At 63.0% G+C, this 12449-nt stretch carries 13 protein-coding genes; 10 read left to right on the top strand and 3 right to left on the bottom strand.

All coding sequences use genetic code 11. The features are described 5' to 3' along the window. The first annotated feature begins 35 nt into the window (after positions 1-35). The 5 genes from QA600_RS10345 to QA600_RS10325 all read left to right on the top strand — a co-directional run bounded on the left by QA600_RS10345 (position 36) and on the right by QA600_RS10325 (position 5799). Positions 36-785 carry a phosphatase PAP2 family protein gene (locus tag QA600_RS10345; RefSeq protein WP_278291855.1) on the top strand — a complete coding sequence of 250 codons (750 nt, stop codon included), beginning with the start codon at positions 36-38 and terminating at the stop codon, positions 783-785. A gap of 5 nt (positions 786-790) precedes the next feature. Continuing rightward, positions 791-1393, top strand: coding sequence for a hypothetical protein (locus QA600_RS10340; RefSeq protein WP_278291854.1), 603 nt, complete (start codon positions 791-793; stop codon positions 1391-1393). Beyond that, positions 1377-1880 carry a metal-dependent hydrolase gene (locus QA600_RS10335; protein WP_278291886.1) on the top strand — a complete coding sequence of 168 codons (504 nt, stop codon included), beginning with the start codon at positions 1377-1379 and terminating at the stop codon, positions 1878-1880. Before QA600_RS10340 ends, QA600_RS10335 begins: the two co-directional genes overlap by 17 nt. Before the next feature lie 382 nt (positions 1881-2262). Further along, the gene (locus QA600_RS10330; RefSeq protein WP_345782017.1) at positions 2263-4692 is read left to right on the top strand and encodes a BGTF surface domain-containing protein; all 2430 of its coding nucleotides are present in this window, start codon (positions 2263-2265) and stop codon (positions 4690-4692) included. Positions 4693-5601: 909 nt separating this feature from the next. Beyond that, complete coding sequence (locus tag QA600_RS10325; protein ID WP_278291852.1) at positions 5602-5799, top strand: hypothetical protein; 198 nt, start codon at positions 5602-5604, stop codon at positions 5797-5799. Between the two features lie 2 nt (positions 5800-5801). Here QA600_RS10325 and QA600_RS10320 read toward each other — a convergent pair whose 3' ends face one another. Both QA600_RS10320 and QA600_RS10315 read right to left on the bottom strand, forming a co-directional pair. Continuing rightward, entirely contained in the window at positions 5802-7166 is a 1365-nt protein-coding gene (locus tag QA600_RS10320) for an FAD-dependent oxidoreductase (protein WP_278291851.1), read from the bottom strand. A 68-nt stretch (positions 7167-7234) separates the two neighbouring features. Further along, the gene (locus QA600_RS10315) at positions 7235-8530 is read right to left on the bottom strand and encodes a TIGR00341 family protein (protein WP_278291850.1); all 1296 of its coding nucleotides are present in this window, start codon (positions 8528-8530) and stop codon (positions 7235-7237) included. Positions 8531-8623: 93 nt separating this feature from the next. Between QA600_RS10315 and QA600_RS10310 the strand changes: the two genes are divergently transcribed. The 4 genes from QA600_RS10310 to QA600_RS10295 all read left to right on the top strand — a co-directional run bounded on the left by QA600_RS10310 (position 8624) and on the right by QA600_RS10295 (position 10861). Then, positions 8624-8911: a DUF357 domain-containing protein gene (locus QA600_RS10310; protein WP_278291849.1), complete on the top strand. Its 288-nt coding sequence runs from the start codon at positions 8624-8626 to the stop codon at positions 8909-8911. A gap of 177 nt (positions 8912-9088) precedes the next feature. Next, on the top strand, positions 9089-10066 hold the full coding sequence (locus QA600_RS10305) for a transcription initiation factor IIB (protein ID WP_278291848.1): 978 nt from the start codon (positions 9089-9091) through the stop codon (positions 10064-10066). 97 nt (positions 10067-10163) lie between these two features. Continuing rightward, positions 10164-10343 (top strand): hypothetical protein, encoded by a 180-nt coding sequence (locus tag QA600_RS10300; protein ID WP_278291847.1) that lies wholly within the window; start codon positions 10164-10166, stop codon positions 10341-10343. 281 nt (positions 10344-10624) lie between these two features. After that, on the top strand, positions 10625-10861 hold the full coding sequence (locus QA600_RS10295; protein WP_005555888.1) for a UPF0058 family protein: 237 nt from the start codon (positions 10625-10627) through the stop codon (positions 10859-10861). Between the two features lie 107 nt (positions 10862-10968). Here the strand turns inward: QA600_RS10295 and QA600_RS10290 are convergent, their stop codons facing one another. Next, entirely contained in the window at positions 10969-11442 is a 474-nt protein-coding gene (locus tag QA600_RS10290; RefSeq protein WP_278291846.1) for a DUF555 domain-containing protein, read from the bottom strand. Positions 11443-11566: 124 nt separating this feature from the next. Here QA600_RS10290 and QA600_RS10285 point away from each other — a divergent pair, with 124 nt between their 5' ends. Beyond that, entirely contained in the window at positions 11567-12448 is an 882-nt protein-coding gene (locus tag QA600_RS10285; RefSeq protein ID WP_278291845.1) for a DNA glycosylase, read from the top strand. Position 12449: the final 1 nt, after the last annotated feature.

Genomic DNA, 12449 nt, shown 5'->3' with positions numbered 1-12449 from the left:
CGAACCGTTTATCCGGTGGCGTCCCGTCTTGCGGTATGAGCCGCAGCGTCGGCGCGACCGAACTCCTCCGCGACTTTCTCCCCGAGTGGACGACGCTGCTGTTCGTCGCGCTCTCTCACCCCGGGAAGCTGACGCTGCTCGTTCCCGTGCTCGGAGTGTTCTACCTTCAGGACGTCGGCCGAACGCTTCGAGCGGGAGTTTCCGACGGGCGACCGCTCTGTTCCGATCGAACCGCGTACGTTCTCGCGGTCGCGCTCGGGGGGCTCGCGTTCGTCGTTCTGGTCAAGGGGGCGTTCGCGCTTCCCCGCACCGATCCCAGCCTGCACGCGGTGTCCTCGAGCGAGCACGGCTTTCCCAGCGGCCACGTCATGGCGGCGGTAAGTACCTGGGGTGCGCTCGCGCTGTGGACGACCCCCAGTACCCGCGCCCGACGGCTGCTCGCCGCTGTCACGGTGGTCGTCGTCGTCAGCTTCGCCCGACTCGCACTCGGGATCCACTACCTCGTTGACGTCCCCGTGTCGGTCGTCCTCGCCGTCGCGTACCTGGGCGGGATCGCCTGGCTCGCTCGCGGCGACCCCTGGCGGGCGTTTCTCGTGGCGATCGCGATCGCCGTCCTCGCGGTTCTCGTCGACGCCGCCAGCACGAGGGCGCTGCTCTCCCTGGTCGGCACCGTCGGCGCCGTCGTCGGCTGGCGCACCCTCGAGGCGTCCCCGATCCGTCGGCGGCTCCGGGCGCGCTTCGGTGAGGAGAGCGCAACGCCTATGGCGAGTCGCCCCCGCGAGTGAACCGAATGTCGAGCCGAGAGCCGTTCGGGCAGGGCGTTCGCCTCGCCGCGATCGTACTCGTCGTCGCGGCCCTCGCCGGGCTGATCGTCTGGGCCGGCGCCAGCCCCGCCGAGCCGATGGAATCGGAGCTCCCCGACGAGACCGAGGTGCCCAACGACCGAGCCGACTACGTCGGCGAGGAGGTCGTCCTCGGCGGTGAGGTCGTCGAGACCGATCCGGTCGTCATCGCGACGCGCGCGAGTGGTTACGGCCAGTTCACGGTGCTCGAGGCCAACGCGGCCGTTCAGAACACGGACGATCCCCTCGAGGTCGGCGACCAGGTTACGGCCTCCGGGACGCTCGAGGACGAGGAGACCCTCGCCGCGGAGCGGGCGACCGTCCAGGAGCCCGGCGACACGCGGTACATGATGCTGATCTCGTTGCTTGGCGGGTTCCTGGTCGTCGGCCGCGTGCTTCGGGACTGGCGGTTCGACCTCGAGCGACTCGCGTTCGTTCCGCGCGAGCGTGCGCGATCGCGTGGTTACTCCAGTGACTCGGCCGCCGAGGACGGCCGTGAGCGGACCGACGACGCCCTCGAGGCGCCCGCGGGAGGTGATCGCGGTGGCTGACGTCCTTACGCACGTCCTCGTGGGCTACGTACTGGGGATGGTGCTCGCCTTCCGCTACGACTGGATGGGGCCGGCCCACGTCACGATCGTCATGGTCGGCGCGCTCGCACCGGACTTCGTGAAAGCCGAGATCTTCCTGCCCGATGGCCTGATGCAACACCTGCTGGGGATTCCCTTCTCCTGGGCGCCGCTGCACACCCTCGGGGGGACGATCCTGCTCGGGCTGCTGACGGCGCTGTTGCTCGCGCCCGAGTACCGTCGTCAGGCGTTCGCGCTGTTTCTGCTCGGCGCCGCCTCCCACCACGTGCTGGACGTCGCGCTCATCACGCCGTCGGGCCAGGCCTACGCCGTCTTCTGGCCCCTGCTCGACTACCGCCCGCCCGCGGGCGGACTCTACCTGAGCAGCGATCGCTGGCCTGCGCTGGTCGCGGGACTCGCGTCCGTCGCGGTGTGGGCAGCGCATCGGTATCGGGACGCTCGAGGGTAGGCGTCGACGGTCGGCTCTTTTCGCGCGTGGTTTTCTCTGTTCTAGCGGGGGTTGTGGTTGTTTGGTGTTCTCGAGGTGATGGCTCGAGGGCGCCCTCAGTGATTGATGCCATTATTGAACTAACTATAATAGTCCTCTAAAGTTGCATCTAGATCTTAATCATAACTAAGAAATACGTACGCTAGAGGCGTAGAATCAGCCAATCAGTAGTTTACAGTATAGTGCTACAGGATATCCGAAAGACTTCAAAGAAGCCTCAGATGCAACTATCGAACGTTATTGGACATATTAGGAATCAGAGTGGTCGTTCAGAAAGCTTATTACACAGTTGCCAAAAGAGGGGATTACCCCTACCCGGGGCGAGTCGGCTGCGACACCGCTGATGGTTGACTCGCTCTCCGCTCGATCGCACGCAAACCAACCAACAAGACAACAACAAATGACAAGCGAAACTTCATTCCGCGAAAAGGGACGTGCAGTGTTCCTTGCCGCGCTGATGGTTATGTCTGTTTTCGCGATGGCGGCGTCCTTCTCGGGCGCTGTCGCTGCAGACGAGCCTGATGCGCAATTCGATGCAGACGATATCGGAGATGTATGGATTGGACAAGAAGTCGAAATCAGCGGCCTCGACTCGGGCGCTGACCTGATGCAGGGCGACGACGTCGTTGCGAACATCCGTGTCGATGACGATGGTGTTGCAACTCTCGACACGAGCGAACTCGACGAGGCTCGATACCACATCGACGGTGTCGACATCGAGGACTACGACCCTGATACCTCCAACAACTTCTGGGTCAACGAACACGAAATTGACGTTGACTTCTCCGACGATGCCATCGAATCGAGCGACGACGTTACGCTCGATTACGAGGACGTCAGTGAGTACGAGCGAGATCTCGTCGACGTTCACGTGAGCGGTGAACACGAGAACGAGTCGATCGACGAGGACGACCTCGCGGAGATCTTCGACGCTGAGGACGACCAGAAGCTCGAGGATGCGATCCTCATCGAGGACGTTGAGGAGGACGAGAACGACTCCTTCGATGCGGACTTCTCTGACCAGAGCACCGGTGACTACGAGTTCACCGTTGAAGTGACTGACACGACGGCCGAGGACATGGCCGAGATCTCGGTCGGCGAGGAGCCGGAGATTGACGCGCAGTTCAGCGACTCCACCTACGAGCAGAACGTCGGTGACGTCGCCGAGTTCGAAATCGAACACGACGCCACTGACGACCTCACGGTCAACATGACCGACGAGGAAGAATTCTACAACGCCACTATCGAGATCGAAGGCGTTGACGGCGAGGACAACGTGACGGTGCAGTACAACACGTACCTCGCGGGTCAGGGCAACGGTGACGATGTCGTTACCCTCCTCGACGAAGAAGGAGAGGAACTCGACGTTGACGACGTGACTGTTACGGAAGAGTTCGACGGTGACGATGAGGCTACGCTCGAGGATGACGAGCGACTCCTCCCCGGTGACTACGAGCTCGAAGTCACGCCTGACACCGACGAAGAAACTGACGCCGCGGTCCTCCTCCTCGAGGAGCGATCGACCGGTGACATGAGCACGTGGAACCTCGCGGGTGACGAGTTCGATGCGGAAGACGTTGAACTCGACGACATCGAAGACTCCGCGACCTCCACTGACTCCGTCGCCGACGAGGACCTCCTCGTTGTCGGCGTTGAAGCGTCCGGTATCTACGGCTACGCTCTCGACGACGGCGAGTGGGCCGGTGACGACACCCTCGAGCTCGAGTTCGAGGACACTGAAGAACCACGCTACGGTAGCGCTGACAGCTTCACGCTGGACGAGAACCTTAGCAGCGACAACGTCGTTGTCGACGAGGACGAGAACCGATTCTTCGTCGTCGTTGACGCGACCGAGGACGAGATGGACGCTGACGAGACCTGGGACGTGACATTCACCGTCGACGATGAAAACCCGTACGTTGACGAGGACGAGACCGCTGACGCTCAGGTCAACATCGAGGAAGCCTACGTCGAATTCGTCGGCGACCAGGACGAGGACGACCGCTTCCAGATCGAAGCTGACAACGAGTCCGAGCTGACGGCCGAGACGAACCTCGCGCCCAGCACGGACGGTGACTTCCGACTCCGCACGACCTCCGAGGTCTACACCTCCGACGCCGAGGTCGACGGTGACGGTATGCTGATGACGACCTTCAACCTCAGCGAGCACGAGGAAGGTGACGAGATCCGAACCCTCCGCGTGACCGCTGGCGACGAGCCTGAACACGAGGCCGAGGGCGTCTTCGTCTCCGCTGACGACGATGAGGAGGAGAAGAAGGACGGCTTCAAGATTGACGCCGACGCTCCGTCCGAGGTTAACGTCGACGACGACGCCAGCCTCGACGTGACCGTCGTGAACAACAACGACGAGGCCGGCAACGCGACGCTCGAGGCCACCGTCGGTGACGAGGAGTACACCGAGGAGCTCGAGCTCGACGCCGGTGACTCCGTGACCGAGTCCTTCGACTTCGACACCAGCGAGGAAGCTGACATCGACTGGTCCGTCGAAACCGGTGACGACAGCGCATCCGGTACGCTGACCGTCAGCGACGAGGACGACGCGAACGGTGAGAACGGCGAGAACGGCGCCAACGGTGAGAACGGCGAGAACGGTGCCAACGGTGAGAACGGCGAGAACGGTGCCAACGGCGACGACGCCAACGGTGCTGACGACGCCGCCGACGACGACGAGACCGTGCCCGGCTTCGGTGTCGCCGTCGCCATCGTCGCACTGCTCGGCGCCGCGATGCTCGCGCTCCGCCGTCAGAACTAACGCCGACTAACTACCGGACTCCGTCCGGCCCTTGCGATTCGCGGTATTCCGCCTTTTTTGAACCCTCACGTCCCGAAGTGGCGACGCTGCGCAGTAGTTTCCGATTCTGATCACCGAGGCACAGGAGAGTCGTGATTCAAACTTGGTGGACGAAGAGTGCAGACTTGACATCCTCTCCGCCCTGAAGGGCGAAGATTCCCACGGCACCGTACCGCTGAGTTGGGATGTTTAAGGTTTGTAGCGGCCCTGATGACGGCTACTGGCTGTGCCAACCAGCCGTTACTCCTATCCCGGCATGGGAGTCGGAGCTACTTTCTTGCTGCACCCCGAGCCCACAACAGAAAGAGGTTCTTTCTGCGTGAAATCGGGGAATCCCGATATTGTCCGATTAGTGGGGCGGGTAGACCGCCTCGGACACATGATAATCCGCAACCATATGACTTAAAATATCTGTGTAGCACGTCAAACGTGGTTCACGTAGATTTTGTCGGATTCATCCCCGCCGTGAACGGCGGGGCTTTCTCCTCGAACTTCCGTAATGGCTCGATCTACTACTGTGGCTGACAATAGAGTACTGTGGCCGACAATACCGTTCTGCTACTTCTGGACACGCGGGATTGCCACGCCCTCCCCAGCCGATTCTCTCAGTCACTCCGTTCCCTCGTTCATCCCTCACACGATGTTGACGATCAGTTCTCGCTATTGCTCGACCTGATCGCCAGCGCGCGCCACCGCAGTGTGGCCCGGGTAGTCTCGGAGAAGAGGACTGTTCCTTATCTATGCAATCGGTTACCGAACGAAGACCGAGCGGCGAACGTGACGCAGTTCGGACTCGCTCTCGCTGAGACGAACGGATGTTTCCTCGAGCCGACCAGTACCCTCAAGCCGCCGTCGAACCCACGTCCGGTAATGAACGAGACGGGCGAGGCAATGACCGATCGGGAACGGACCGTGAAGGCCCTCGCCGTCGGGCTCGCCTGCGGGGTCGTCATCGCCGTCGGGTTCGTCGCCGTCTTTGACGACCTCCTGTTGGGTGCGTCGTCGGGACTCACGTTCGGCGTCGTAATTGCAGCGTTACTGGCCGATCGCTGGGAAAGCGAGAACTGAGTTCAGTCGTCGGCCGCGGCCGCCTCGGTCTCGGCGCTCGACTCGGCGCGCTCGAGATCCTCGAGGTACTCGTCGGCGTCCAGTGCCGCCTTCGAGCCCATTCCGGCGGCCGTGACGGCCTGCTGGTAGTGGTAGTCGACGACGTCGCCCGCGCCGAAGATGCCGGGGACGTCGGTTTCGGTCTGGCCGCCGCCGTCGCCGCCCTGCGTACGGAGGTAGCCCTCGTCGTCCATCGTGACGCCGGTGCCCTCGAGGTACGCCGTGTTCGGCGTGTGGCCGATGGCGAAGAAGACCGCGCCGACGTCGAACTCGAACTCGTTGGTTTCGGGGTCGTCGAGTCGGTCGGTCGGGTGGCCCTGCTCGTTCTCGACGAGGGTGACGTAGTCGACGCCTTCCTCCTGGGAACCGTGGATCTCGGTGACCTCGGTGTTTTTCATAATCTCGATCTCGCCCTCCTCGACCTTCTCGTGGACGCGGTCGATCCAGTACTGCTCGGCGCGGAACTCCTCGCGGCGGTGGGCGATGTAGACGGTGTCGGCGAACTTTGTGAGGAAGGTGGCTTCCTCCATGGCGGCGTCGCCACCGCCGACGACGAGCATGTCTTCGTCGCGGAAGAACGCGCCGTCGCAGGTCGCACACGTCGAGAGCCCGTAGCCCATCAGCTCGTCCTCGCCAGGGATGCCCAGCGTGCGGGCGCTGGCGCCCGAGGCGGCGATGAGCGCGTCGGCGGTGTAGACGTCGCCGTTCGTGAGTTCGACGCGGAACGGCCGCTGGTCGGCGTTGACCGATTCGATGATGCCGTTTTTGAGCTCGGCGCCGAACTGCTTGGCCTGCTCTTTCATGTTGTTGACCAGGTCGGGACCGCTGATTCCCTCGGGGAAGCCGGGGTAGTTGGCGACGTCGGTGGTGAGGGTGAGCTGGCCGCCCGGCTCGTCGCCCTCGATGACTAGCGGCTGGTTGTCCCCTCGGCCGGCGTAGATCGCCGCGGTGAGACCGGCGATCCCGGTGCCGGCGATGATCAGCTTGCGGTGTTCGGCCGCTTCGGCGGCTGCGCCGCCTTCGTCTCGATGCCCCGTCGGCGCATCGCTCCCACCGTCGGTAACGAGCCCGAGCTTCTCGTCGAGTTCGCCGGTTTCCTCGAGTGCAACGGTCTCGTCCCAGCCGCCGATCAGTTCGTCGTCGATGAAAACCTCGGGAGCGGTCTTGCGACCCTCGGCGCGTTCGACCATCTCCTCGAACAGCTCGTCGTCGCCGGTGACGTTGTACGTCTCGTACTCGATACCCTTGTTATCGAAGAGGTCCTTCGCCTTGTCACAGTAGGGACACTGCGTCTTGGTGTAGATCTCGACGCGTGGCTGCTCGCTCATACACCGTTGTTAGGAAACTGGACCTAAACCCCTTGCGTTCCCAGCGCCGCTCGCGGCGTACAACCGGTCTACCCGTCCGCAGCCGCTCCCTCGATGAACTCGAGGATAACGGACACCTCGTGATCCGTCTCTGCTTCGAGGCGGTCCTCGAGGGTCGTCGCGAGATCGGGATACGGGACGTCGGCGGGGCGTCGAACGGCGACGGTTACGCCCGTCTCGTTGCTGATCGCACCGCCGTCGTAGAACTCCGTCTCGAGTTCGACCAGTTCGAGTTCCTCGTACTCGTCGTCGTCGAGTACCGATCGAACTTCGTCGTTGACCTCGCTTTCGAAGACGACGTGTTGGCCGAGCACGACGCCGGCGCCGGCCAACACTACGATACTAATGAGGGCCATGACGGCGACCGTGCTGAGTCGATCCTTGGTGATGTTCGCCCGGAGGTTACCGCGAGTCCACCCGTCGGGCCGGTAGCCGAGATACCAGAAAACGACGAGTCCAGCGAGCAGGATCGAGGTGGCGTTGATCGCGACCAAGACGAACGCGCCGATCGCGACGCCAGCATCGCCCCAGGCGAGCCCGATGCCGACCGCCGCAGCCGCCGGAATGAGCGCGGCGGCGATCATCACGCCGACCAGCGAGACCGGAATCGCCGTCGCGAGCCCGAACGCGCCCGCGGCGCCGGCACAGACGCCCACCACGAGCGCGAGCAGTCCCGGGGAGATCCGGTTCTGGACCTGCTCGATCGCCGTGATGTCGATAGTGCCCGGAACGACGCCGCCAGTTCGGACCAACCAGGCGAACGCAAACGCCCCGAGCATCGCCGCGAGCAGTCCGATTACCATCGCCGATACCCCGTCGACGAACATTCGGCGATCGTCGAGGACGAGTCCGACGGTCCCGGTCAGTGCCGCACTGATCTGTGGCGCGATCACCATCGAGCCGACGACGACGGCGGGCGAATCGAGCAGCAAGCCTGCGGTCGCCACGATCGCGCTCAGCAGGGTCATCGCGTAGTAGGTGACGGGGCCCGGCGTCATATTCAACGCCTTCGACCGGATCTCCGCTTTGGCGATGCTGTCGTCCTCCTCGCGGCCGTTGACGAACCGCTCCTCGAGCTCCTCGATTCGGGGCGTGCGGGCGGTTTCGATCGCGGAGACGACGATGAACTCGTCTTCGATCCCGGCCTCCCGCAGGGAGGTCAGCACGTGGTCGACGGCCTGGGTCGGAACCGGCAGCGTGATCAGTTCGGCGTCGACGTCCTTGCTGCACTCGCTGGTTCGAACGTAGTCGAGCCCCTCGTCGTCGAGAACCCGAAGTGCTTCGCTCCGCCTCTCGTCGGGAACGAGCACCTGGAGAAGTCGCATTCCCAACTCGTCTCTTGGCCATTCGGAAAGGCATATCGTTCCGTTTCCGACGCTTGACGACGCACTTACGGTCTCGAGCGACGAGACCCGACCATGACCGCGGACCTCGAGGAGAAGACGGACCGGTACGGCGAACTGCTCGCGGAGGCGCTCGAGGCGGCGTCGATCGCGCCGCCGGGCGGAACACCGATGGCCGACGCTGCAGAGGACTGTTACGGGATGGCGGCGTCCTACCTCGAGGACGGTCGCCACTTCCGCGAGCAGGGCGACCCCGTCAACGCGCTCGCGTCGTTCTCGTACGGTCACGCCTGGCTCGATGCGGGCGCTCGGATCGGCCTCTTCGAGGTGCCGACGGAGGGCCATCTGTTTACCGTCGAGTAGCTCGGGAGACGTACACGATCAATCACTATGTAACCGAAACGTATATACCAAAAGTACCGGTCAGTTTATAACGTAGGCGAAATCTTTATATGGGTTACGGTCTTACAATATGTTAACTGAGGCAGCCGGGTTTCTTCTGGCACCCCCACCCGGTAGCCCCGAGTAACCATCCCAACCATGACAGACAACATTCGAACCTACACCCGAGAGGACGAGACGACGACCGAGGAGGAGACGCGAACGGAACAGGGCGAAAAGGAGCAGTGTCCGGAGTGTGGTGGCCGGGTCATCTCGGACACCGAGCACGCCGAGACGGTATGTCAGGACTGCGGGCTCGTCGTCGAGGAAGACGAGATCGACCGCGGCCCCGAGTGGCGCGCCTTCGACGCCGCCGAGAAGGACGAGAAGTCCCGTGTCGGCGCCCCGACGACGAACATGATGCACGACCAGGGACTGTCGACGAACATCGGCTGGCAGGACAAGGACGCCTACGGCCGCTCGCTCTCGAGTCGCCAGCGCCAGAAGATGCAGCGTCTTCGAACCTGGAACGAGCGCTTCCGCACCCGCGACTCCAAGGAACGCAACCTCAAGCAGGCCCTCGGCGAGATCGACCGCATGGCCAGTGCACTCGGCCTCCCCGAGAACGTCCGCGAGACAGCAAGCGTCATCTACCGGCGGGCCCTCGAGGAGGATCTGCTGCCCGGCCGATCGATCGAGGGCGTCGCAACCGCCGCGCTGTACGCCGCGGCTCGGCAGGCCGGCACCCCCCGGAGCCTCGACGAGATCTCCGCAGTCAGCCGCGTCGACAAGATGGAGCTGACCCGCACGTACCGCTACGTGATCCGGGAACTTGGACTGGAGGTCAAGCCCGCCGATCCCGAACACTACGTGCCGCGGTTCGTCAGCGACCTCGACCTCTCCGACGAGACCGAGCGCATGGCTCGCGAACTGCTCGACTCGGCCCGACAGGAGGGCGTCCACAGCGGCAAGTCGCCGGTCGGGCTCGCGGCCGCCGCCGTCTACGCCGCGGCCCTGCTCACCAACGAGAAGGTCACACAGAACGACGTCAGCGAGGTCGCCAGCATCTCCGAGGTCACCATCCGCAACCGGTACAAGGAACTGCTCGAGGCCTCCGACTCGGCGGCCCCGGCCTAACAGACGTCGTCGTTGGGAGCTGGTTCTCGGCTGCGGATTTCGCACCCGGAGTGCGACTGCGACAAAGCTTTTCATCTCCGGTGTGAAACGGTGTGTCATGGACGAAACGACCGTTCAGTTGTTGTGTCCCGAGTGTGCCAAAGACTGGCAGGTGTCCCCCAGCGAACTTCCAGATCCTGCGGAGATGTTCCACTGTCCGAACTGTCATGCGTCCCGTCGGACCGCGGAGTTTACTCGGACCGACCGTGACCTGCAGACGTTGAAACAGCTCGGTTAACCGACGACGACCGTTTCAATTTTCCCGTCCGCCCTCGCCAGAACGTTCATGAATAGATGAAAGTTTAATAATCAACAAAATACTCCTACGAGAGTGAACAGAAATATCCAGTTACGAATCGAATTGTGCTGTTGTAGTCGGTCCTTTCCGGGAGTTTCCAGGCGGTTCTACGGTGGTTGAATCCGTTCTCGAACGTGATACGTGCCGAATGCGGCTCCAGGGTCGTGCTAACGAGACTCAAGATAATAATATAACCCTGCAGCGGATAGGAATGGATGGTTATGAAGAAACAGGAGCTCATTCACCTTCACGGACTTCTTGCGGAGGTATCCAACCAGTGTGCGGAGTGGGAAAACTGTCAGATCGACCTCGAGGAGTACGAGTCGCGCGGTATTCGACCGACATCGATCCACAAGTCGAAAACTGACCACAAGGCCGCTGTATTTGCACTTGCAGGCGGAATCACCACCAACATGCGCGAGGACGAGCAGGAAGCAGTCGCCGCCACTGCAGACTAGTTGTCACGACGTCTCCTTCGATCGTTACCGGCTACTGGTGAGACCGTTTCTTATCGTTTCGTCTCTGTTCGGGCTCCTGAATCGAACTGAACTGATCGAAACCCGGCTTACTCGACGAGGTCCTCGAACTCCGGCAGGATCTCCTCGTCGTCCTCGTCCGTTTTCGCGTCGTCATCGCCGTTGCCCTCGTCTGTCGCCTCGTTCGAGTCCGTCGACTCCGTTTCCGAGTCCTCCTCGTTGTCCTCGTCCTCGATCGTCTCGACCTCGAGTACCTCGAGCGGGATGTTCTCGAGGCGCTGACCGATCTCCTTGCGGGCGATCCGGGAAGCGTGTTCCTCGCGCTCGACGTTGAACACGGTCATCTCGAGTTCGAGCGCGACCAGTGCCTCGTCGGCTGCGATAAACGCCGGTGGCAGCTCCTCTCCCTCTGGGGAGGTTCGCTCGCCCATGTTGATCTCCACGTAGTTCAGGTCAGGGTTCAACATCTCGCCGGTCTTCGAGATGGCGATACGGATCGCCTCGTCTTCCGTCTCGACGTCGAACACCGGAACGGCAGCCTCGACGACAACCCTGCAGTGCATACGAAAACGTACTGTCGCCTACAGTATCAAGGTTCGCCCCGGTCGCCGATTCGCCGTGCAGGTCTCGGTCGAGACCGGTTTCGCTCCGAAAGGCCCAAGCCGTCGCTCCCGAAGACTCCGACGGATGGAGACCGGCGAAATCGAACTCGAGGAGCTCTCCGGCGGACTCGATCTGTACCGCACGCTCGAGAGCGGGCAAACCTACCTCTGGCGGCGTACCGACGGCGAGATGTACGGCGGCGAGCCGGCGCCCGACGAGTGGTACTACACCGTCGTCGACGGCGCCGTCGTCCGTGTCCGGAGTCGAGATGGCGTCCTCGAGTGGGAGTCGTCGATCGACGCCGACCCGCTCGTTCGGCGGCTGCTTCGTCTCGAGGACGACCTCGAGGCGATCGTCGCAGCCGCACCAGACGATCCGCTGTTAGACGAGGCCTACGAGGCCCACCGGGGGCTCCGACTCGTCGACGACCCCTCCTTTGGCACCCTGATCTCGTTCATCTGCTCGGCCCAGATGCGGGTGAGCCGCATCCACGGAATGGTGTCGACGCTGGCCCGCGAGTACGGCGAGCCGATCACGTTCGACGGCGAGACCTATCACGCCTTTCCGACCCCGGAACGGCTCGCGACGGCGACCGAGGACGAGTTACGCGAGTTAGGACTGGGGTATCGCGCGCCGTACGTCGTTCGCACCGCGGAGATGGTCGCCGACGGCGAGGCTCACCCCGAGGAGGCCCGAGACCTCGCGTACGAGGCCGCCCGCGAGTCGCTGAAACGGTTCGTCGGCGTCGGCGACAAGGTCGCGGACTGCGTCCTGTTGTTCTCGCTCAACTTCGACCAGGCAGTGCCGATCGACACCTGGCTTCGGACCGCGATCGAGGAGTACTACCCCGACTGCGACCGGGGTTCTTACGACGAGACCTCGAGAGCGCTCCGTGAACGGTTCGGCGGCGAGTACGCTGGCTACACGCAGACGTACGTCTTTCACCACCTGCGAACTCGAGAATAGT

The sequence above is a fragment of the Natronococcus sp. A-GB1 genome, assembly GCF_029688845.1.
GTDB lineage: Archaea > Halobacteriota > Halobacteria > Halobacteriales > Natrialbaceae > Natronococcus.
Note: the sequence above shows the minus strand (reverse complement) of the source record. Positions and strands in the feature narration are given on the sequence as shown.